The organism is Helicobacter anatolicus (assembly GCF_021300615.1).
Lineage (GTDB): Bacteria > Campylobacterota > Campylobacteria > Campylobacterales > Helicobacteraceae > Helicobacter_H > Helicobacter_H anatolicus.
Window position 1 is genome coordinate 37,085 of record NZ_JAJTMY010000003.1, and the last position, 23,229, is coordinate 60,313.

23 protein-coding genes are annotated in these 23,229 nt (G+C 32.5%); 6 read left to right on the forward strand and 17 right to left on the reverse strand.

Annotation, left to right across the window (positions count from 1 at the left end):
- Position 1: 1 nt before the first annotated feature.
- The 3 genes from nadD to LW133_RS04520 form a co-directional block, all read right to left on the reverse strand.
- Complete coding sequence (gene nadD, locus LW133_RS04510; RefSeq protein WP_233077047.1) at positions 2–556, reverse strand: nicotinate (nicotinamide) nucleotide adenylyltransferase; 555 nt, start codon at positions 554–556, stop codon at positions 2–4.
- Entirely contained in the window at positions 556–984 is a 429-nt protein-coding gene (gene nikR / locus LW133_RS04515) for a nickel-responsive transcriptional regulator NikR (RefSeq protein ID WP_233077048.1), read from the reverse strand. Before nikR ends, nadD begins: the two co-directional genes overlap by 1 nt.
- A gap of 105 nt (positions 985–1,089) precedes the next feature.
- The gene (locus LW133_RS04520) at positions 1,090–2,085 is read right to left on the reverse strand and encodes a c-type cytochrome (RefSeq protein ID WP_233077049.1); all 996 of its coding nucleotides are present in this window, start codon (positions 2,083–2,085) and stop codon (positions 1,090–1,092) included.
- 148 nt (positions 2,086–2,233) lie between these two features.
- Between LW133_RS04520 and LW133_RS04525 the strand changes: the two genes are divergently transcribed.
- Positions 2,234–2,779, forward strand: coding sequence for a hypothetical protein (locus tag LW133_RS04525; protein ID WP_233077050.1), 546 nt, complete (start codon positions 2,234–2,236; stop codon positions 2,777–2,779).
- A gap of 80 nt (positions 2,780–2,859) precedes the next feature.
- Here the strand turns inward: LW133_RS04525 and LW133_RS04530 are convergent, their stop codons facing one another.
- The 9 genes from LW133_RS04530 to LW133_RS04570 all read right to left on the reverse strand — a co-directional run bounded on the left by LW133_RS04530 (position 2,860) and on the right by LW133_RS04570 (position 11,357).
- Positions 2,860–4,344 carry an alanine/glycine:cation symporter family protein gene (locus tag LW133_RS04530; RefSeq protein ID WP_408610460.1) on the reverse strand — a complete coding sequence of 495 codons (1,485 nt, stop codon included), beginning with the start codon at positions 4,342–4,344 and terminating at the stop codon, positions 2,860–2,862.
- A gap of 111 nt (positions 4,345–4,455) precedes the next feature.
- Complete coding sequence (locus LW133_RS04535) at positions 4,456–4,701, reverse strand: HP0495 family protein (protein ID WP_233077051.1); 246 nt, start codon at positions 4,699–4,701, stop codon at positions 4,456–4,458.
- Positions 4,682–5,107, reverse strand: coding sequence for a YbgC/FadM family acyl-CoA thioesterase (locus LW133_RS04540; protein ID WP_233077052.1), 426 nt, complete (start codon positions 5,105–5,107; stop codon positions 4,682–4,684). The genes LW133_RS04535 and LW133_RS04540 overlap by 20 nt, the downstream gene beginning before the upstream one ends.
- On the reverse strand, positions 5,100–6,212 hold the full coding sequence (gene gmd / locus LW133_RS04545; RefSeq protein ID WP_233077053.1) for a GDP-mannose 4,6-dehydratase: 1,113 nt from the start codon (positions 6,210–6,212) through the stop codon (positions 5,100–5,102). The genes LW133_RS04540 and gmd overlap by 8 nt, the downstream gene beginning before the upstream one ends.
- Positions 6,213–6,262: 50 nt before the next feature.
- Positions 6,263–7,078 carry a DNA ligase gene (locus LW133_RS04550; protein WP_233077054.1) on the reverse strand — a complete coding sequence of 272 codons (816 nt, stop codon included), beginning with the start codon at positions 7,076–7,078 and terminating at the stop codon, positions 6,263–6,265.
- On the reverse strand, positions 7,072–8,454 hold the full coding sequence (locus LW133_RS04555; protein ID WP_332908894.1) for a mannose-1-phosphate guanylyltransferase/mannose-6-phosphate isomerase: 1,383 nt from the start codon (positions 8,452–8,454) through the stop codon (positions 7,072–7,074). Before LW133_RS04555 ends, LW133_RS04550 begins: the two co-directional genes overlap by 7 nt.
- Positions 8,455–8,463: 9 nt before the next feature.
- Positions 8,464–10,665, reverse strand: coding sequence for an AAA family ATPase (locus tag LW133_RS04560; RefSeq protein ID WP_233077055.1), 2,202 nt, complete (start codon positions 10,663–10,665; stop codon positions 8,464–8,466).
- 9 nt (positions 10,666–10,674) lie between these two features.
- The gene (locus LW133_RS04565) at positions 10,675–10,971 is read right to left on the reverse strand and encodes an ATP-dependent Clp protease adaptor ClpS (RefSeq protein ID WP_233038429.1); all 297 of its coding nucleotides are present in this window, start codon (positions 10,969–10,971) and stop codon (positions 10,675–10,677) included.
- On the reverse strand, positions 10,971–11,357 hold the full coding sequence (locus LW133_RS04570) for a hypothetical protein (protein ID WP_233077056.1): 387 nt from the start codon (positions 11,355–11,357) through the stop codon (positions 10,971–10,973). The genes LW133_RS04565 and LW133_RS04570 overlap by 1 nt, the downstream gene beginning before the upstream one ends.
- Positions 11,358–11,427: 70 nt before the next feature.
- Between LW133_RS04570 and lysA the strand changes: the two genes are divergently transcribed.
- The 3 genes from lysA to LW133_RS04585 are packed head-to-tail and all read left to right on the forward strand — an operon-like array spanning position 11,428 to position 14,614.
- Positions 11,428–12,651, forward strand: a complete 1,224-nt coding sequence (gene lysA / locus LW133_RS04575) for a diaminopimelate decarboxylase (protein WP_233077057.1) — start codon at positions 11,428–11,430, stop codon at positions 12,649–12,651.
- Positions 12,652–12,654: 3 nt separating this feature from the next.
- Complete coding sequence (locus LW133_RS04580; protein WP_233077058.1) at positions 12,655–13,707, forward strand: bifunctional chorismate mutase/prephenate dehydratase; 1,053 nt, start codon at positions 12,655–12,657, stop codon at positions 13,705–13,707.
- Positions 13,708–13,723: 16 nt separating this feature from the next.
- Positions 13,724–14,614 carry a DUF2156 domain-containing protein gene (locus LW133_RS04585; protein ID WP_233077059.1) on the forward strand — a complete coding sequence of 297 codons (891 nt, stop codon included), beginning with the start codon at positions 13,724–13,726 and terminating at the stop codon, positions 14,612–14,614.
- 63 nt (positions 14,615–14,677) lie between these two features.
- Here the strand turns inward: LW133_RS04585 and LW133_RS04590 are convergent, their stop codons facing one another.
- The 3 genes from LW133_RS04590 to LW133_RS04600 all read right to left on the reverse strand — a co-directional run bounded on the left by LW133_RS04590 (position 14,678) and on the right by LW133_RS04600 (position 18,761).
- Entirely contained in the window at positions 14,678–16,003 is a 1,326-nt protein-coding gene (locus LW133_RS04590; RefSeq protein WP_233077060.1) for a sodium-dependent transporter, read from the reverse strand.
- Entirely contained in the window at positions 16,000–17,337 is a 1,338-nt protein-coding gene (locus LW133_RS04595) for a sodium-dependent transporter (RefSeq protein WP_233077061.1), read from the reverse strand. Before LW133_RS04595 ends, LW133_RS04590 begins: the two co-directional genes overlap by 4 nt.
- Before the next feature lie 221 nt (positions 17,338–17,558).
- Positions 17,559–18,761: an argininosuccinate synthase gene (locus LW133_RS04600; RefSeq protein WP_233077062.1), complete on the reverse strand. Its 1,203-nt coding sequence runs from the start codon at positions 18,759–18,761 to the stop codon at positions 17,559–17,561.
- 104 nt (positions 18,762–18,865) lie between these two features.
- Between LW133_RS04600 and LW133_RS07410 the strand changes: the two genes are divergently transcribed.
- Positions 18,866–20,437 carry a phosphoethanolamine transferase gene (locus LW133_RS07410; RefSeq protein WP_233077063.1) on the forward strand — a complete coding sequence of 524 codons (1,572 nt, stop codon included), beginning with the start codon at positions 18,866–18,868 and terminating at the stop codon, positions 20,435–20,437.
- Between the two features lie 71 nt (positions 20,438–20,508).
- Entirely contained in the window at positions 20,509–21,867 is a 1,359-nt protein-coding gene (locus tag LW133_RS04610; RefSeq protein ID WP_233077064.1) for an amino acid permease, read from the forward strand.
- On the opposite strand, the gene LW133_RS04615 is transcribed toward LW133_RS04610, so the two are convergent.
- The gene (locus tag LW133_RS04615) at positions 21,856–22,869 is read right to left on the reverse strand and encodes a hypothetical protein (protein ID WP_233077065.1); all 1,014 of its coding nucleotides are present in this window, start codon (positions 22,867–22,869) and stop codon (positions 21,856–21,858) included. The genes LW133_RS04610 and LW133_RS04615 overlap by 12 nt on opposite strands.
- The gene (locus tag LW133_RS04620) at positions 22,869–23,222 is read right to left on the reverse strand and encodes a TraR/DksA C4-type zinc finger protein (RefSeq protein WP_233077066.1); all 354 of its coding nucleotides are present in this window, start codon (positions 23,220–23,222) and stop codon (positions 22,869–22,871) included. Before LW133_RS04620 ends, LW133_RS04615 begins: the two co-directional genes overlap by 1 nt.
- Positions 23,223–23,229: the final 7 nt, after the last annotated feature.

The window sequence follows — 23,229 nt, forward strand, 5'->3', positions numbered from 1 at the left end:
CTTAACTCCTTAAATTCTGCAATACTTCATCTAAAATCACCGCAGGGATAAATTTCACACAATCCCTATTATACTCTCGAATCTGTGTTGAGGACACTGGAAATGTGATATTTTTTAAATTTATGGTCTTAATAGGAAAATCTCGCATATTATACTCAAAACCTATACGCTTCACTAAGATAAAATTTACCTTTTTTTTAAGTTGTTCTATTTTGTGCCATTTATCAAGATTTAAAAAATTATCCTCTCCTAAAATCACATCAATACTCTCTGGCTGGTAACACTTTTTAAGATATTCAATCGTATCAATTGTATAATTAATTTGATTGCGTATTTCATAATCACTCACCACAACCCTTTGATAGTCACTACAAACTTTCTCCATCCATTTTAAGCGAAGCTTTTCATCAAATCTATAAGAAGGCTTAAGTGGATTTTGATACGCGATCATCACAACCAAAAGATCCAGTGCACAGGAATCTAACACCTCTTTAATAATTTCTAAATGTGCAATATGAGGCGGATCAAAGCTACCTCCATATAAAGCCAAACGCATCAACAATCTTTAGCAAAATGATAAGCTTGCGTGAGTTTAGAAAACTTCACTCCCCTTAAACCCCCAATTTCTAAACTAATACGCGCAATACTTGCACCATCTCCTCGAAGCATAATTGTTTCCAAACAATTGCAATGATCTAAATGTACATGCGTGTTACACAAAATTTGTATATTGGCTTGATGTTGGATATCAATCATCCTTTGGTTGAGCTCTTTGTGGTGATGATCATAAATAATCACCAACACTCCAATTTTATCTTGCATATCATCATTTTCCCATATCTCTTGCACCATTTTTTCGCGTATTAAATCTCTAATCACTTCAGATCTTGAGGCATAACCCTGTTTTGTTAAATATGTATCTAAGTAATCAAGTAATTTTTTTTGTAGCGATACTGAAAAACGTACTAGTAGATTTTTGGTCATCTCTCTAACCTTAAAAGAAACTTTTTTAAATTCTACCAAAAAATAAAACAAAAAAAGCTTGTATTATTAGTTCACATACAAGCTTTATAAAAGTTGATATATTGGCTATTTTGTCTTTTCCATTGGAGCATAAGGTCCATAACGATGATCTTTTGTAGAAAATTTACCTTTTTCAGCTGGATCATAAGGACCAACATCCATATCTAAAGGTTTCACTCTTCTGTCTGGAAAATCTTGCTCACGATTAGCTTTCACTGGTCTTTTTTGAGAATTAATATATGATGCAACATCATAAGCTTCTTCTAAAGTTAAACTTGGATCACCTTTTGGCATATTACCTTTAATATATGCTGCTGCCTTAATCAAGCGATACATTCCTGCACCTGTATTATAAGTATCATCTCCCCAAATTGGCGGAAACACATAATACGCGCCAGTAGATTCTGTATTTTTCATACCCTGACCATCTTCTTGATGACAAGCTGCACACTTATTCGCATAAATTTTTGCACCTCTTTTAGGATCTGCTGCTCTTGATAAAAAGTTTACTTTTTGCAAACCTTGCCCCTTAATTTTCGCACCAACAGGCACACCTTGAGATAACCATTGCATATAAGCTATCATTGCCTTCATTTCTAGTGCATTGTCAGGCATTCTTTTACCATTCATACTTCTTTCAAAACATCCATTAATTCTATCTTGCAAAGTAATCACTTTATCCGCTCTTGCATTGTATTGTGGAAATCTTCCAAAAATACCAACAAATCCAGATTGATACTGCACCGTTCCACCATTAGCATGACAACTAGAACAAGAAAGATTATTGCCTGCAAAACGCTTCTTAGGATCTTTCGCTTGAGGACCTACATACTTTGAAGTTTCATTTAAGATTTTATTGCCTAAAATAACCATTTCACTATATTTAGAATCCTTTGGCATTTTGCTTTCATCAATATATCCATCTTCTTGCATTGCCTCTGGTAATTTCCATTCAACTTCAGGCAAATTAATCCCTGTAGCTTTTTTAGTTTTCTCCAACCCATGATCAATAGCAAAACTCATCGAAACCAAACAAGATAAAAAAATGAAAAATCTTTTCATCGCCATCTCCTTTATATCTCATTATTTAACTTATTGTAACACAATTTAAATTTTTTTTACTATTTTTGATTTACAAAAACTTAACATTTTACATATATAATGATTTTAAATATCATTTTTATAATTAAAATCAAAAGGATGGCTTACCTTGATTAAAAAAACTTTTAGAAAAATCCATATTTATGCAAGTGTATTTTTTTTGCCCATGGCGCTACTTTTTAGTATTACTGGGATTCTTTATATTTGTGGAATCCAACAAGATTTTCAACTAAAAAAACAAGAATTTCAGATTATTCATAATAATCACATTACAGATAAAGAAGCTTTTGTATTATCATTTTTGCAAGAAAATAATATTCCTCTTCCTGCACAAACTTCTCTAAAATACAATAAGAAACTTAAACTCTATACAATGGGTAGTACAAAATATTTTGTTACTTTTTCTCAACAACCAAATCATATCGCCATTACAACCAACACAAGAAGTTTTATTGGCAATTTGATTATGTTACATAAAGCTAAAGTAAAAAAACCATTTATTGTTTTTAGTATTATTTTTAGTATTGCATTACTATTGTTTTATTTCAGCGGATTTATCATGACTTCTTGGGCGAAGCAAAATAGAAAGGCGAGCATTATTGCATTTTTATCCGGACTAATAATCACCTCTATTTTAGCAATCATTAGTCTTTAAAAGATCGAGTAAAAATATTAAACTAAGCCTTGATTTAAGGCTTAGAATCTTCTAAAAATCGTAAGCAAACTTGGATTATATTAATTCCAACATTCTGCATTTTTTATTCCTAGTTTCTTTGCACTAAACTGAGGATCTAACCCCTGTTTTCTTTGCTGAATATAATCTTTTAATACCTTGTGAACAATACCTGATAAAAGCAAGATTGCCACAATATTTAAAGTAGCCATTAATGCCATCAATACATCTGCCATATTCCAAGCGAGCTTCAAGTCCATTTGCGCACCGATAAAAACCATTGCTACTGCACTTGCTTGAAACAATCTTATTAAAATTTTATTTTTTGTAAGATACTTGATATTTGCTTGCGCATAATAATAATTTCCTATCAATGAAGTAATAGCAAATAACACTACTGCAATCGTAACAAAATGCAATCCTATACTACCAAAATACTCCTGCATCGCACTTTGTACCAATGGCATTCCCTTAAGCTCCTGCCCCTTTCCAACAAAAGAAGTAGAAAAAAGAACCAAAAATGCTGAACTAGAGCAAATGATCACATCAATTAAAACACTTAAAGATTGCACTAAACCTTGCTTGACAGGATGGCTTGTATGCGCAGCAGCTGCGGCATTAGGTGCTGACCCCATACCCGCTTCATTAGAAAATAATCCTCTTTTAATTCCAATTACAATCGCACTACCTGCAAAACCACCAAAAATTGCCTTAAAATCAAATGCATCTTGCAAAATAATTTTACATACCTCAGGAATTTTTTCATAATTTAAAAATACTGCAATAAATGCCAAAAGCACGTAGGCAAGTGCCATATAAGGAACAATCAAAGAACTTACTTTTCCAATAAAATGACTTTTTGAAAAAAACATCGCTGCAGAAAAAATTGTAAGAATCAGACCAATATAAAGTTTAAAATTACTATCTGCAAAATTACCTTCTTGACAATAAATTTCAAATGCTGAAGTCATGGTATTTGACTGCAAGCCATTAAATCCATATGCATATGTTAAAATCAAGAAAATTGCAAAAAGTGACCCTAACCATTTTGAACCTAAAGCATACTTTATATAATATGCAGGACCCCCCTTAAAACCTTTACCATCTTTTACTTTATAAACTTGAGCTAATGTGCTTTCAGCAAATGCACTTGCACCACCAAAAAATGCCATCAACCACATCCAAAATACCGCACCAGCTCCCCCAATTGTAACTGCCATCGTAATCCCTGCAATATTTCCAATCCCTACTCTTGAAGCCGTTGAAATCATTAAAGCCTGAAAGGGGCTAATATGTTCTGCATGCTTTTCATCTGCATCTGTTTTTTCAGTCACAACACGAATACTTTCTTTTAGTAATCTAATTTGCACAAACCCTAAACGAAAGCTATAGTAAAGACCCACTAATACCAATAATGCTACTAGATAGTATGTATACATAAAATCATTTGCATTATCCAGCCAACCATTTATAACATCTGACCAGTTTTTTACAAAAGCAAAAGTATTAGTCAAAAACGAATACGAGCCATCAAAAGCATTATCCATCAAAACCTCCAAAAAAGTATATTTTATTAAATAATTCAAATTATAGCAAGGTAGGGGGTATATCCCATATAATTATAAAATACCCAGTTTATAGAGTTACTTTTTGTAACCCTAGATCACCATTTTTATACCAGGACTTTTTAAAAGTTTTTGAAAAATCAAATCCCGTTCTTCTTGATTTAAAACCTCAGTACTTAAATGCATGGAAATAAAACGCCCTTTTTTGGAATGATTTGCTACTTTTAACTCATAAGGGTGTGCAAGAATCTCAAAAACAGCTGCACAAATTGCCTCTTGATTATCACCTATAATGCGATATTCCCAAACACATGGATAATCAATTACTACTTGCTTCATGAATTATTCCTCTCAATTCTTGTGGTATTTTTTTAATCTTATTTTGCACTACATAAACAATTTTTGTATCCATAAAAAAAACTTCTTGTTGCATATTCTTTTGTGCCTGCATGTCAAAAATTTTAAAAATTCTATGACGAATCAACATCATGCTCGCCCTCTCTTCAAGCACCTCCAAACAAACTCTAATCCTATCTCCTAAACGCAAAGGGTTTAAATATTTTGCTTCCAAAGAATGAACAACAAAACCACCCTCATTGGTATGAGGCAATCGGTTATGTTTAAAAAAAATATTACTCCTTACCCTTTCGCAAAATTTTAAATAATTTCCATGATATACAATTCCACCACTATCAGTATCTTCATAATAAATTTGCATTTCCATGATGTTTAGCCAATTATTCAAAATATCGCATAATGCTGTAGCCAGAATCTTGCAATAGTTTATCTTTTTGCATTAATTTTAAATCACTTTGCACCATTTCTTTAACAAGATTATTTAAATTATATTCTGGCACCCATCCTAATTGTTCTCTTGCTTTTGTGGCATCTCCGATTAATAAATCTACTTCCGTAGGTCTAAAATATCTAGGGTCCACTTTAACAATCTCCTTTCCAATAGGTAATTGAAAATCCCCTAAACACGCTTTTACAATGCCCTTTTCCTCTACCCCAACTCCAGCAAAATCTAATTCTATCCCAAGCTCTAGAAATGCCATCTTGACAAATTCTCTTACCTCTGTTGTAATCCCTGTAGCAATTACCCAATCCTCCGCCTTTTGTGCTTGCAAAATCATCCACATCATTCTTACATAATCCTTTGCATGTCCCCAATCTCTCTTAGATGAAAGATTCCCAAGATATAAAACATCTTGTAACCCCAATGCAATTTTAGCTGCTGCACGCGTGATTTTTCTTGTCACAAAAGTCTCCCCCCTAATCGGGCTTTCATGGTTAAATAAAATTCCATTACTAGCAAAAATATTATATGCTTCACGATAATTTATAGTAATCCAATATGCATAAAGCTTTGCACAAGCATAAGGAGAGCGTGGATAAAAAGGTGTTTTTTCACTTTGTGGAATCTCTTGCACCAATCCATAAAGCTCACTTGTAGAAGCTTGATAGACTTTAGTTTTTTGTACAAGATTGAGCAATCTAATCGCTTCTAAAATTCTCAAAGTACCTATTCCATCAGCATTTGCAGTGTATTCTGGAGTTTCAAAAGAAACTCCAACATGGCTCATTGCTGCAAGATTATAGATTTCATCAGGCTGTACTTCTTGAATAATGCGCGTAAGATTCATAGAATCTGTCATATCCCCATAATGCAAAAAAAAGTTTTTATTTTCTGCATGTGGATCTTGATAAATATGATCAATTCTATCTGTATTAAACAAAGAAGCGCGTCTTTTTATACCATGCACCTCATAACCTTTTTTAAGAAGAAATTCTGCAAGATAGGCGCCATCTTGACCCGTAATCCCTGTAATTAATGCAACCTTTTTCATCTATTTCCTTTAGAATTTTCAAACATTATAACATAAGCATAAATTTTAGATCAAAAATCATTACGCACACGAAGAAAAACCGGATGCTTAGGAAGATTATTTTTAGTAGTTTGATAATACTTATAAGTAATAATTGTGCCAAGTGGTGGGGGATTTTCTCTTATTTTATTATCAAGTCCGCTACCTACATTAAAAACCCTTTCCCCCTCCTTGCAAACAAAACTCCCCACCTTATCCCTCAAAGATTTTTTTCCCATTTTATAACCAATAATCTCACATTCACTATCTAAAAAAACTTTATATTTTAAAGCATTTTGGCTACGCCCTGTTTGATAAGGAGTATCATTTTTTCGCAATACAATCCCCTCACCATGTAATTTCTTAATCTCTAAAAAAAATTCCTCAATTTCTTTTGTATTTTGAAACTGATATTGTGGAATAATTTTTACATGTGCAATAGGATGAATAAGAAGATAGTCTTTTAAAACCTGTAATCTTTGCTTTAAATTCCCCTCTTGATATGGCAATTCAAAAATATAATATTTTAATTCTTTCCAAGAATCTTGATTTTTTCTACTTTTAATAATTGAAATAATATGTTCAAAATCCTTTCTTTTTGTATAAAGTTCTCCATCTAAACAAAAAGGTGGGAGATTTTGTATAAACCACTCAGGTGCTTCAATTACTCGCCCACTCTTAGAAACCAATTGCTTTCCATTCCAATATGCACGCATCCCATCTAATTTTTCACTGACTAAATATTGTTTTGCATCAATTTCTGTTAAATCTTCTAATACAATGGGCTGAAAAAGTTCAATACAAAATGCAAATACAGCAAAAAGACAAAAAAACAGGATTTTTAACATCGCGAAAAGTCGTCCTCAAGGCGCACAATATCATCCTCCCCTAAATAACTTCCCATTTGCACCTCAATAACCACCAAATCCTCTTCCTCCAAATTTGCAAGACGATGTATTTTTTCTTGTGGAATATAAGTAGATTGATTGGGTTCTAGGATAAAAACCTTATCTTCTAGTGTCACATTTGCACGCCCACTAACAACAATCCAATGCTCATTACGATGAAAATGTTTTTGCAAAGATAAACGGGACTTTGGTTTAATTACAATTTGCTTAATTTTATAAGTTTGCGTCTCCAAAAGTATCTGATAATATCCCCAAGGGCGATAGGTAATCTGATGTGTTCGTATAAGATGTGGAGCAATTTTTTGAACCTGAGGTAAAATATCCTTAATAGCTTGAGTTTGATTTTTTTTAGACACCAATAAAGAATCTGGTGTATCAATAATAATCAAATCTTCTATACCAATAGTAGCAACCAATTTATCTGACATAATAAAGTTGTTTTTTGACTCTTTGGAAACAACTTTTATAGGATTAAACCCCTCTTTCTTCTTTCCAAATTCTTGACTTAAAGAATCAAAACTCCCCACATCATTCCAATCAAAATGAGATTCCAAACAAAACACCTTTTGACTCTTTTCTAAAACTGCGTAATCAATACTATTGCTAGGGATTTTTTCACTCATATCTTGTGGAATAAAAAATGCATTATTTCGCTTTCTTGCTTTTTGAAATGCAAGTTTTGTAGAAAGAAAAATCTCTTCTGCATAAGTTTTTAGCTCTTGTAAAAAAACTCCTGCTTCAAAACAAAACATTCCACTATTCCAAAAATACCCCCCGTCTTCAAAATAACTTTTTGCAAGATTATAATCTGGCTTTTCTTTAAAACACTCTACGACCCCCTGATTACTTTTTATATAACCATAACCTGTATGCGGAGAAGTCGGAGAAATTCCAAAAGTCACCAAATATCCATGCCTAGCAAATTCCATTGCTTTTTTTACGGTTTTATAATAAAGCTCTTTATTAGAAATCAAATGATCACTTGGCAATACAAGTAAAATATCCTTTTCTTTAGCATTAAATGCACTAAAAGCAATGGCTGCAGCTGTATTTTTTGGTAAAGATTCTAAAATATAATGATGAATTGTTTGAGAAATTTCACTGCTTTGATTCTCTAACAAAAAATGATATTTTTCATTAGAAATAATTTCAATTTCTGCACTTTCTTCTTTTTCTAAAACAAGATTCCGCAATAATGTCTCTTGAAACAATGAGCGATTGCCTAAAATCTTACTAAATTGCTTGGGATAATCCTCCCTTGAAAGTGGCCATAATCTCGTGCCACTACCACCGCATAATATTACAATTTTCAACATCATACAACCTTAATTTTCCATTACTATTAACCTATCGGATTTGAGCCTACTATTTTTTACAATTTTTAATTGATTTTGAAATAAAGTAATTTTTAGCCTACAAGGTCTATCTTTTATTTCAAATAAAATCATTTCACTAAGCTTTGGCTTGATTTGCGTGTTAATAATATTTGCTATTTCCCTAGCTCCTAGCATTGGATCTAGCGCATAAGAAGCAATAAAATCCAATGCTTTAGAATCGATTTGTAAACTAATTTCTTTTTCTTTTAACTTCTTATTTAACAATACAATTTGTTTTTTTGCAATATTTACATAGTCTTTTTTATCTAATGAATTAAAATATATCACTCCATCTAACCTACCTCTAAATTCTGGTGAAAACAAATCCTTAATTGCACTTGAGTGCTTATCTTGCATGCTTGCATTAAATCCTAATTTTTGTATTTCTTTTGTGCCAGCATTAGAAGTCATAATCAAAATTACATTTCTAAAATCTGCCTTATTTCCCAAATTATCACGCAAACTTGCATCATCCATCACTTGCAACAAAAGATTGTAAATATCTGAATGTGCTTTTTCAATTTCATCAAGCAATAGTACGCAATGCGGGTTTTTACGAATCATATCCACAAGCATTCCCCCTTGCTCAAACCCTACATACCCATTTGGAGAGCCAATAAGCTTTGCAACACTATGTGCTTCCATGTATTCACTCATATCAATTCTATAAAACTTAATCCCTAATGCTTGACTTAGATTTTGTGCTAAAGAAGTTTTTCCTACCCCGCTAGGTCCCACAAATAAAAAACTACCAATTGGCTTATCTAATTCTCCAAGCCCTGCTTTGTTAATTTTAATAGCAGAAACAATTTTAGCAATCGCTTCATTTTGAGAAAATACTTCTTTTTGCAAAGTTTTCTCCAATCTTTGCAACAGCTGCTTTTCATCTGATCTTAGCACCTCTCTAGGAATATTGACAAATTTTGCCAAAGTATCTTCAATCTGTTTTTTTTCAATATTCCTATGTTTTTTATACTCTAAATTTACCCCCGATTCATCTAAAAGATCAATTGCCTTATCGGGTAAAAATCGCTCATTTATATAAGCATGTGAAAGATCTACACAAGCCCTAATTGCCTCATCACTATATTTTACCTGATGATAATCCTCATAAAGAGGAGCTACTCTTTGTAAAATTTTATAACAATCTTCAATGCTAGGCTCAAGTACTTCAACACTCATAAACCTACGAGACAAAGCCCTATCTTTCAAAAAATAATTTTTATATTCTTGAAAGGTTGTTGCACCAATGCATCGTAATTTTCCACTAGACAAAAGAGGCTTTAAAATATTTGCAGCATCCATATTTCCATTATTTCCTGTAGCACCAGCACCTACAATCATATGAATCTCATCAATAAACAAAATTATATTTTCTTGCTCTTGTATAGATTCCACAACACTTTTCAAACGCTTTTCAAAATCTCCACGATACTTGCTTCCAGCAACCATACCCGCCAAATCAAGACTATAAATTTCAAAATTATTTAATGCCTTAACACAAGTTTTTTGCACAATACTTAGTGCAATCCCCTCGGCAATTGCAGTTTTGCCTACACCAGGCTCACCAATTAAAATGGCATTATTTTTCTTTCTTTTGCAAAGAATCTCACTAACACGCTCAATTTCTTTTTCCCTTCCAATAATAGGGTCAATTTTTCCTTTTTTAGCAAGAAGATTAAGATTTTGTGCGTATTTTTTTAAAGGATCTTCTTGAGAATCTTCTGCTACCTGAGAAGCTGCTTCCAAAATCAAGCCACGATCTACCTCATAGCTTTTTAATAATAATGTACTATAGCTTTGCTCCTCCTCAAGCATAAAAATCAAAAAATCCTGAACATCAAGCTGTTTTTGCTGATTTATCTTAGCATGATTAATCATATTAAAAAACACTCTTTGCAAAGCAGGAGTTTGTTCCGGAATACTATTTACCTCAGAAATAGGAACATGTTTTACAAGATACTGCCCGACATGTCTTTGCAAATCTTCTTGATTGATTCCACAATTTTTTAAAATCTGCATGCCATATTTGTTATGTATCAATGCAAAAAACACATGCTCAATTGTTAAAACATTATGCTGCATGCGCTTACTAATTTTTACAGATTCATCAATAATTCTCGCCATTGTTGGACCCAAAAAACTTTTCATATATCCACCTCAAAGCATTTTAAGCTCAAATCTCAAAGGGTAACCGCAAGCCTCTGCTTTATTTTTTGCAAGATTTATTTTCAACTCCGCAATATCATAAGGATATGTCCCACAAACCCCGCTGCCATCATTATGCACGCTTAACATAATCTCTGTAGCCTTATTATAATTTTTTTCAAAAATCTCTACAAGTAACTCCACTACAAAATCCATTGGTGTATAGTCATTATCAAACATAAGCACAGAAGCCATAATTGGTTCTTGCAATAAAACTGATACTTTTTCTTCAAAAGAGCTTTGTGACATCAACAAATTCCTGCGCGTATTTCTACAATTTTATTAAGTTGATACTTAATATTTGGATTCAAATCAATAAGAAGTTTTTGTGTTTTTAAAATAATTTGTGCATTGGTATGCTTATGTAAACAAACAATTTTTAACAAATCCTTACTTTGCTTAATACTGGGCTTTAAAGTATGATAATTTTTAAAAAAATAATCAATATAGTAATATAAATCTTCTCGTGCGCATTGCGAAGATTTAAGCTTTTTAAAAATTAAATTACAATTCAACTCCCCCGATTCTAGCATTTCATTATCTTTTTGAGTTTTTTTATAATATAAGCGCGCACTAACCACTAAAAGAATAACACCAATCACGCAATACGCAACAAAAACCGCTTGTGTTTCCATATCCATCGCTTTATTTTAAGGTTTTTGGTAAGATTATACCAAAAAGTTTATTGAACTAAGGATAGAAGTAATGATTAATTTTTGCGAAATTGCACAGCAATATGAAACCCCTTTTTATCTTTACAATCTCGATAAGATTCAAGAAAAATTTCTGGCATATAAACAAGCATTTGCTGGACGAAAAAATCTTATTTGTTTTGCCTTAAAAGCAAATTCAAATCTTAGTGTAGTTGCAAAAATTGCAGAACTTGAAGGGGGTGCAGACTGCGTTTCTATCGGTGAAATTAAGCGCGCAATTTTAGCAGGTATCAAACCTTATAGAATCATTTTTAGCGGTGTAGGAAAAAAGGATAGCGAAATCAAAGAAGCATTAAAAATTGGCATTTTATTTATCAATGTAGAATCTTTTGCTGAACTCAAAAGGATTGAAGCAATTGCACAAGAAATGCAAATAGAAGCTAGAATCTCTATCCGTGTCAATCCAAATATTGACCCAAAAACCCATCCTTATATTTCCACAGGACTAAGTGAAAACAAATTTGGCGTAGATATCCAAGAAGCAAAGCAAATGTATCTTTATGCACACAAATCTCTTACTCTTAAGCCTATTGGTGTACATTTTCACATTGGATCGCAACTCACAGAACTAGATCCCATCATTCAATCCACACAAAAAATTGCAGATTTTGCACGCTCCCTTATAGCTATTGGGATTGATCTAAAATTTTTTGATGTTGGAGGTGGAATTGGCATTCGATATGAAAATGAAAAAACTATCGATTTATACGCATATGCCCAAGGCATTCTATCCAAACTAAACGGCCTTGATGTAACAATTATTTGCGAGCCTGGCAGATCCATTGTTGGAGAAGCAGGTTATTTAGTAACACGAGTGCTTTATGAAAAACACACACAAAATAAACGCTTTGTAATCATTGATGGTGCAATGAATGATTTATTGCGCCCTAGTTTATACAACGCACATCATGGTATAAAAATTTTTCACAAAAAAGAACAAGAAAAAAGCCTGGCTGATGTCGTAGGGCCAGTGTGTGAGAGTGGAGATTTTTTAGCAAAAAATGCAATGCTACCTCCCATGGAAAGTGGAGACTTAATTGTATTTGAAAATGCAGGGGCATATGGCTTTAGCATGAGTAGCAACTATAATACAAGAAGTAAATGTGCAGAAATAGGCATTGAAAAGGGTGAAGTATTTATGTTACGCAAACCAGAAAGTTTTGATTTTATTGTGCGAGATGAACTAGAGATTTTAAACCAAAGAAAAAATAGGTAAAACATGGAAGAAAATATAGAAAATTGGCGTAAAAAAATTAATAATATCGATACAAAAATTCTCCATCTTCTAGAAAATCGCATGAAGTTTGTAGAAAAAATTGGTAAGGAAAAAATTAAAAAAAATATTAATATTTACAACCCTCAAAGAGAAAAAGAAATTTTACAAAATCTTCACAAAGTACCTAAAAATTTTCTTACAAACCAGGCCATTGATATTATTTTTCAAGAAATTTTTGCTATTTCAAGAAATCTAGAAGCTCCAGAAAAAATTGTTTTTTTAGGATCCATAGGAGATCATACCCATCAAATAGCAAGAAAAAAATTTGGTGCAATTAGTGAATATATCGCCACCAACAACCCCTCCACACTTACCTCTCTATTAAAAAACAAACAAGCAAAATATGCCATCTTCCCCTTAAAACATACTTCAAGCGGAATACAAAAAGAAATCTTATCACTACTTTTAAAAGAAGAAATAAAAATTATTGCAACCTTAAGCCTCTCTCCCTCTTTTGTTTTTGCCAGTAAAAATCCTGCTATACAAATCAAAAAAATCTATATCAAAAATAGTGATTTAATACATTGTCAAACCTTCTTAGAATCTAAAAAAATTAAAAATTTTACACTTTCTATCCTAGATTCTTACACAGATTTTATAGAATATCAAGAAGAAAAAGATGCGGGGATCTTTTGTTCTGAATTTTTCGCTACACTTTATCATCTGCCAATTTTATTTAAAAATATTGGGCACACAAATACAATGCATTTTTTTATGATTGGTGATTATATCACTTCGCCCAGCAAAAAAGATAAAACTTCGGCATGTTTAATACCAAAAACTCACAACAAGATAAAAGATTTAGTAGATTTATTGCAGGATTTAGAAAATCAAAACAAGAATCTACTAAAGATAGATTCTTGTTTTGTGGATACAGATGATCTTTGCGGATTTTATCTTGAATTTGAAGGTCATAGAGATGAAGAAAATTTACAAAAACTTTTTAAAAAAAAAGGCGAAATACTCAAATGGTTAGGAAGCTATCCATACAACTAATTTATAAGGAGATTTTATGCTAACTTTTAAGGAAATCACGCTTGAAGACCAAGCTATCATACAGAATTTTTTACAACAAGAAGATTTTCTAATTTCTGATATTAGCTTTATTAATCTCTATCTTTGGAGAAAAGCAAGAAAAATTGCCTATGCAATTGTTTCCAACTGCTTAGTAATACAAACTACATATCCAAAACATACACCATTTTATTTTTTTCCAATTGGAAATGGAGACAAAAAAGCTGCCATTCTTACGCTAAAAGAATATGCAAATAACACAAAAACTCCCTTAGAATTTCATTCTCTACAACAATATGCATTGGATTTTTTTGAAACACATTTTCAAGGGTCTTTTGAAGCAAAACTCAATCGTGATCGCAGTGACTATATTTATAATATACCCGAACTTATTGCCTTAAATGGTAGAAAATATCATAAGAAAAAAAACCATCTTAATAAGTTTTTGCAAAGTTATCCAGATTTTATTTATGAAGAAATCACAAAGAAGAATACAGAAGAACTTCTAAATACTTGGAAGATTTGGTTTGACACACAAAAAAACCCATCACAAGGTCTTATTCATGAAAATGAGGGAATTATTGATGTATTACAAAATTGGGAAGCTTTAAAACTTAAGGGTGGAATTATAAAAATTAATCAAAACATTATTGCTTTTAGTTTTGGTGAAGAAATCAACAATAAAATGGCGCTTATCCATATTGAAAAAGCAAATGCACAATATGCAGGTGCTTATCAAATCATCAATCAACAATTCTTAAAAAATGCATTTAGCCACTTAGAATATGCAAACAGAGAAGAAGATCTAGGTATCGAGGGGTTAAGAAAAGCAAAAATGAGCTACCATCCAATGTTTTTAGTAGAAAAATATGAGGTTATTTTCACTTAAATTTTTAAAAATCACACTCCAAAACAAGCCTCTTAAAGCTTTAGAGTGTTTTTTTTTTAATCTTTAAAAAAGCTTACGCAATAAAATTACAATCACTGTAACAGGTGCTAAAAATCGCAATGAAAACAACCAAAGATCAAAGCTAACGCCTTTAAGAAAATGCTCTGTAAAGCTTCTTAACTTCTCTTTATTTATCCCCCATCCTACAAACACACAAGAAGCAAGTCCACCAAGTGCAAGAATAATATTAGCGCTAAGCCAATCTGCCCAATCAAAGAGATTTTTTCCATAAATACTTAAGAATTTTGTATATTCTGGATTAAGAGAAAAAATCAACACAACTCCCACAATAAAAATCAAAAATGATAAAATCCAAGCTGCTTTAAATCTATTAAGACTTGTTTTATCTTCTAACCATTTTACTGCAGGTTCTAGCAATGAAACTGTGCTTGAAATTCCTGCAAAAGCAAGACCAATCATAAAGAGCACACAAATAATATTACCAGCCAATCCCATTTTTGCAAAAACCAAAGGTAGTGTCACAAAAATCAATCCTGGTCCTGCGCTAGGTTCAGCATTATATTCAAATACAAAGGTAAAGATCATTACTCCTGCAATAAGAGAGATTAATATTCCAGGGATCACTACCCACATTGCACTTGTAAAGAGATTTTGATTTTTTTCTGTAGAAGCTGCATAAGTAATCAATGTTCCTGCACCAATTGAGAGTGAAAAAAACACTTGTCCCAATGCATCAACAAGAACCTTAGAATCAATCTTTGTAAAATCTACATGGAACATAAACTCCCATCCTTTTCCAAAAGAATCTAAAGTCATTGCATAAACCAAAAGACCAATAAAAATAATAAACAATAATGGCATTAAAACAAAATTAAGACTTTCAATTCCACTTTTTACTCCACGAGATACAAAATACCCTGTAGAAGCTACAACTGCAAAAAATGCCAAAATCTGTAATTGTATATTTTGTGAAACATTACCAAATAATGTTTTAGATTCTTCTAGTGTTTGTGGTAGATCAAAACTCACATAAAAAAGATAATATAAAACCCAACCTAAAACCACACAATAAAATGTCAAAATTAATGGGCCAGCAACAAGAAATAATCCAGCATATTGCCAAAGTTTTTTCTTGCTTGCATCAAGGTTTTTATATGCATCTTGTACATTTGTTTTTGCCTGATTTCCCATCACCATTTCAGCAATCAACATAGAAACACCAATTACAAAAGTGATCGCAACAAAAAGTAAAACAAAAGCACCTCCACCACTTGTCCCGGCCATATAAGGAAAACGCCAAATATGCCCTAAACCAATAGAGCTTCCTAGAGTGGCCAATATAAATCCAAGTTTGGAAAAATTGTTCATAAACTCTCCAAAAACTTATGTAATAAAATTACAATCACTGTAACAGGTGCTAAAAATCGCAATGAAAACAACCAAAGATCAAAGCTAACGCCTTTAAGAAAATGCTCTGTAAAGCTTCTTAACTTCTCTTTATTTATCCCCCATCCTACAAACACACAAGAAGCAAGTCCACCAAGTGTCATAATAATATTAGCGCTAAGCCAATCTGCCCAATCAAAGAGATTTTTTCCATAAATACTTAAGAATTTTGTATATTCTGGATTAAGAGAAAAAATCAACACAACTCCCACAATAAAAATCAAAAATGATAAAATCCAAGCTGCTTTAAATCTATTAAGACTTGTTTTATCTTCTAACCATTTTACTGCAGGTTCTAGCAATGAAACTGTGCTTGAAATTCCTGCAAAAGCAAGACCAATCATAAAGAGCACACAAATAATATTACCAGCCAATCCCATTTTTGCAAAAACCAAAGGTAGTGTCACAAAAATCAATCCTGGTCCTGCGCTAGGTTCAGCATTATATTCAAATACAAAGGTAAAGATCATTACTCCTGCAATAAGAGAGATTAATATTCCAGGGATCACTACCCACATTGCACTTGTAAAGAGATTTTGATTTTTTTCTGTAGAAGCTGCATAAGTTATAATAATCCCCACTCCAAGAGATAAAGAAAAAAACACTTGTCCCAATGCATCAACAAGAACCTTAGAATCAATCTTTGTAAAATCTACATGGAACATAAACTCCCATCCTTTTCCAAAAGAATCTAAAGTCATTGCATAAACCAAAAGACCAATAAAAATAATAAACAATAATGGCATTAAAACAAAATTAAGACTTTCAATTCCACTTTTTACTCCACGAGATACAAAATACCCTGTAGAAGCTACAACTGCAAAAAATGCCAAAATCTGTATTAACATGTTTTGCTCCACAAGGTTTTCAAACATCTTGTTAGAACTCTCCAAAGTTTGTGGTAGATCAAAACTCACATAAAAAAGATAATATAAAACCCAGCCTAAAATCACACAATAAAATGTCAAAATTAATGGGCCGCCAATTACTGTGAATCCAACATATTCCCACTTTTGCCCCTTGCTTGCATCAAGGTTTTTATATGCATCTTGTACATTTGTTTTTGCCTGATTTCCCATCACCATTTCAGCAATCAACATAGAAACACCAATTACAAAAGTGATCGCAACAAAAAGTAAAACAAAAGCACCTCCACCACTTGTCCCGGCCATATAAGGAAAACGCCAAATATGCCCTAAACCAATAGAGCTTCCTAGAGTGGCCAATATAAATCCAAGTTTGGAAAAATTGTTCATCTATATCCTTTTTTTTATAATAATAAACTAATAGGGTAGCGAAAAAAAAATTAAAAACTTATTAAAAAGGGGAAAATTATCCTTTTTAAACCTTTCTTGTATATGAGATATTCTAAATACAAACAAAAATTTTTGAATAATTTTTATATATTTTTTTGTGGCTAAAATGCACAAACCTAGAGTCTAAAACCTTTATTTCTCCCTCCTTATTTTCTACCTATCTATTTCCCAGTTTTCCCCGCGATGATGAATCTTAAAGCATTTAACTTAATAAATCCTGCGGCATCTTTTTGATTATATACACTATCTTCTTCAAAAGTACTATATGCGGCATTAAAGAGTGATTTTTTAGATTCTCTACCAAGAATTGTTACATTACCCTTATAAAGCTCTATTCTCACCACACCTTCAACCTTTTCTTGCGTTTTATCAATAAGTGCTTGCAACGCCTCTCTTTCAGGGCTAAACCAATATCCATTATAAATAAGCTCCGCATATTTTGGCATAAGAGAATCTTTTAGATGCGCTTCTTCGCGATCTAGACACAAAGATTCTATAGCACGATGTGCTTTTAGATAGATTGTACCACCTGGAGTTTCATAACAACCACGCGACTTCATACCTACATAACGATTTTCTACTAGATCCAATCTTCCAATTCCATTTTCCCCACCAAGTTTATTAAGCTTTGTCCAAAACTCTGCTGGGCTTAATTTTTCACCATTTATCGCTACGCCATCACCATTTTTAAATTCTATTGTAATAATTGTAGGTTTATCTGGAGCATTTTTTGGGCTAACAGACCATCTCCACATGTCTTCTTCAGGCGCTACATTTGGATCTTCTAGTATCTGTCCTTCATAGCTAATATGAAGAAGATTTGCATCCATTGAATAAGGTGATTTATTCTTTTTCTTTTCTATTTCTATTCCTGCAGATTCTGCATAGGCTAGGAGTTTTTCGCGGCTATTTAGATCCCATTCTCTCCAAGGAGCAATAACTTTTATATCTGGGTTTAGTGCATATGCACCAATCTCAAATCGCACTTGATCATTTCCCTTACCTGTAGCACCATGAGAGATCGCATCAGCACCTACTTTTTTAGCAATTTCAACCAATCTTTTTGCAATAAGTGGGCGCGCAATACTTGTACCAAGCAAGTATTCGCCTTCATAAATAGTATTTGCCCTAAACATAGGAAATACAAAATCTCTAATAAATTCTTCCCTCAAATCCTCAATAAAAATATTTTCACTTTTAATGCCTAATTTTTCCGCCTTTGCTCTTGCAGGCTCCACCTCCTCACCCTGCCCAATATCCGCAGTAAAAGTTACCACTTCACAATTATAGGTATCACCAAGCCACTTTAAAATCACACTTGTATCAAGCCCACCACTATAAGCCAAAACTACTTTTTTAATCATTTTTAATCCTTCAAGCTTCCAAATTTTTCTAAAATTTGCAAAATTTTATCACAGCTTAATAAAAAAGTTGGTTACAATCCCAAGTAAAATCTTAAGGTATATATGTGAAAAGTTTTCTTTCAAAATTTCTAAATTACCATGGTATAATTTTTTTTATCAGCCTATATTTTGTAATTTTTTATCACAATTCCTTTTGGCAAACCCTCCTTGAAACAACCAAAAATTTTGATCATAGATTCTTTTTATTTTTCAGTATCGGGGGAATTTTATGTTTTTTATTAGCATTTGTTTTTGAAATTTTATGTAGTTTTTTTACCTACCGCTATATATTAGCGATCTTTGTGCTTTTAGGAGCATTTAGTGCATACTATATGGATACTTACAAAATCAGCCTAAATCCTATGATTATTGATAGTATTTTACATACAAATTTTCGTGAAGCCAAAGACTTTATCCACCCCATGGTATTTATCAAAATCTTTTTGCTTTTAGCCCTTCCTTACTTTTTCATTTTTTTTATCAAAATCAGCCCATCTTTATTAAAAACCAAACTTTATTTGCTATTTTTCTATCTCTTCATCATCCTTGCACTATTTTTTTCCAACGAAAAAAATATTATTTTTGCATTCAAAGCCTATAAACCTACCATTGACATGTTAAACCCCATTGCTCCTATTCGCTCAACTATCCGACATTTTTCTACTATTTACCAAACACCAAAAAGTTATATGCATATTGGTCTTGATGCAAACCTAAAACCAAATGATCAAGCAAAAATTATTGTTCTTGTAATTGGAGAGTCTGCAAGGGCTAAAAATTTTGAATACAATGGCTATAATAGAGCAACAAACCCTTATACAAAAACCTTTGCAAAAAATCTTATTAATTTTGAAAAGTTTAAATCTTGCGGAGTAATTACTGCAATTAGCATCCCCTGCATGCTTACAAATCTTACCCACCAAAACTATACTGCAAGAAATCTTAGCTACTATCAAGATAATATCTTAGATATTGCAAAACGCGTAGGCTATGAAGTATGGTGGATTAGTAATAATGGCGGGGAATGTATGGGAAAAGTCTGCCAAAGACTAGAAAGTGATCACATTTCTTATTATCCTGACCATATATTAGATGGAGATATGCTTCCTCAAATCCATTCCTTAATCAAAAATGCACAAAAAAATACTTTTTTAGTTATCAATCTTCACGGAAGTCATGGGGCAAAATACTTTGAGCGGTATCCACAAAATTTTAGTTTTTTTACCCCTGTATGCAAGGATGAAAATCTCCAAAACTGCTCCACCAACTCCCTATTTAATGCGTATGACAATTCCTTACGCTATACAGATTTTGTGATTGCGGAAATTTTAAAAGTTCTGACAACCTCTCCACTCCCTCATCTCTTATGGTATGTAAGCGATCATGGAGAAAGTCTTGGGGAATACAATCAATATATGCACGGTGGCCTCCCCTATGCCCTCGCACCAAAAGAGCAAACCCATATTCCCTCCTATATCTATTTAGGAAAAGGCTTTGCCTCTTATTATAAATCTTTGCAATCTCAACAAAAAAATACTCTTAGTCATGATTTTGTCTTTCACACACTTTTACATTTCTTAAACATTCAAACCAAAGATTATGTAAACACTCTAGACCTCGCCAACAACACAAAATAATAAAGTTCTTAACTTCTTTAGTATGTTTTTTGATAGAATGCAAGTTTAAAAATTTAATAATGGTGAAAAATATGAAACAAGATTCGCAAAATGATTTTCACAGAATCATGAAAAACCGCCACCTCATGATGATTGCATTTGGTGGAGTGATTGGCACAGGACTATTCGTCGCCACTGGTGAAAATCTACACAATGCCGGAGCACTTGGCACTTTACTCTCTTATGCAATTGGTGCAATTATTGTCTATACAGTTATGCTAAGTTTAGGAGAACTTAGCTCGAAATTTCCACACACTTCAAGCTTTGGAGACTATGCGCATCGTTTTATTAGTCCAAGTACTGGCTATGTTGTTACTTGGCTTTATTGGCTCACATGGGTTGCAGCACTAGGAGGAGAATTTACTGCTGTGGGGCTTTTAATGCAAAAATGGTTTCCTGATATTCCCGTGTGGATTTGGGCAAGCATTTTTGGCATAATAATTTTTGCACTAAATATCTGGACTGTACGGATTTTTGCAGAAGGAGAATTTATTTTTAGTTCCATTAAAGTTGCTGCGGTAGTATTGTTTTTATTCCTTGGCTTTGGCGTAATTTTGTACAATATTTTTTCCCAAGGATTTAATGCGACTTTTATCAATTATTACAAAGATGGTTGGTTTCCCAATGGAATCCCCGCAATTTTAATGACAATCCTAGCGGTAAATTTTGCATTTTCTGGAACAGAAGTAATTGGCGTGGCAGTTGGTGAAACTAAATCCCCTGAACATGCAATGCCAAAAGCTATTAACGCCACACTTTGGCGACTTGTTTTATTTTTTATTGGCACCGTTTTTATTATTGCTACCCTACTTCCTTATAATGATGCACGTATTACTACAAGCCCATTTGTCGCAGTCTTGGACAAAATTGGCATTCCTTTTGCTGGTGATATTATGAATTTTATCATTATTATTGCAATCTTTTCTGTAAGTAATTCTGCGCTTTATGCTTCATCTAGAATGCTTTGGAATCTAGGAAATCAGGGTAAAATTCCTAAATTTTTTGGCAAAGTTAATCACAGAGGCATTCCCGTAAATGCAGTAATTTTTTCAATGATTGGATCTTTAAGCGCACTTGGTTCTCTTGTCTTTGCGCCCAATATTGTTTTTACCACTCTTATTAGTGTATCTGGTTTTACTTCAATTCTTACCTGGATGTCTGTTAGTCTTGCACAATATAATTTTAGAAAAAATATGGCAAAGGAAGATGAAGATTCTCTTCCTTACAAAACCCCCCTAATGCCATATACACCGATTATTGCACTTGTTCTTTGTAGCGCCTCAATCATTGGTTGCCTTTTTGATCCTACACAAAGAATTGCAATCTTTGCTACAGCAATTTTTGTCTTTTTCTGCTATATGGCATATTTTTTTACAAAATCAAAAAAATAAATGCAAAGGGTAAACCTTACCTTGTGCTCGCAAATCCATATATGCGCGCACATTTAAAAATTCTTCTTTAGAAAACCCTGTAAGTTTTTGACGAACAAGATCCATCATTTCTAAATCACATAGGGTATATAAATACCCCATCTCTGCTTTTTCATCAAACAATGCAAGTTTTTCAAAAAATTGCAATAACTCATCTGGTGTATAGACTGACTTAAGTCTTTTTGCTAATTCTAAATAATCTTTTGTTTCAAAACTAGATTTTTTCACAATCTCATGAAGATAGTTATCACTCACCTTACTCTTTTTTCTTTGCAAAAACTCTATCACCGCAAGTCCCATATCTTTATCCAAAGAATCAATTTTTTCAAAATCTAAAAATTTTTGCAAATCTCGTACCTCGATAAATTCAAGCAACTGAATAAAAATATCTTTTTTTACAAGATTTGGCATAGGGCTTTTTAGGGCATTGATTCCTATTCGATAATCTTTTTTAAATTTATTCATAAAATTTTTGATAAAAAACTCATTATCGTAAGGAATATTATATTTTTTAATATTCTGCTCATAGCCAAGAGTAATTTGTCGCAATATTCCGAAAAAATCGTCAATACTATCCACTCCACTAATTTGTGAATCAATCTTTGGCGTTATATTAAAACGACTTAAAACCTTTGAAAGCCTCTTAAAATACTCTTGCTTAAATTTTACATGCTGCTCACTCTTTCCCAAAGATTGATTAATAACTTGATCAACCAAGAGTGCAAAATCTTTTTTCTCATAAAAAGCATGAAGTTTTCTTGATATAAACCCCCATAAAACAAATAAAAGTGATAATACAAAACAACAAGATAAAAAAATTGCTGCCCACATCGCCGCTGGAAGCTCAATTTTTCTATTATCAGGCGTTGCAACCGCAAAACTATCCGGTACAGCATGATATACATACGCACTAATTACCAATACAAAAATTACCATAAACCCTAAATAATATCTAATCTTCATCACTTACCCTTTTTATTTTTCTCATAGATTTCACGACATTTTACACAATACTCCGCATGAGGCTTAATCAACAATCGCTCCAAGACAATTTCCTCATCACACATTTCGCAAATCCCATATATATTATTAGTCATTTTTTGCAACGCTTTGGTAATTTTCTTAATCTCTTGACCATGTTTTTGCAATAAAATTTCATTAAGATTATGTTGCAAATTCGCAGAAATTACATCCATTTCGTCATTCAAATTCCCCAAATCAAACTCTCCATCAATCTCTATATCCAAACAACCCAAAATCTCTTCTAGTCTATTTTCTAGCATCTTTTTTAGTTTTTCCAAATCCAATGTATCCATGCTCTCC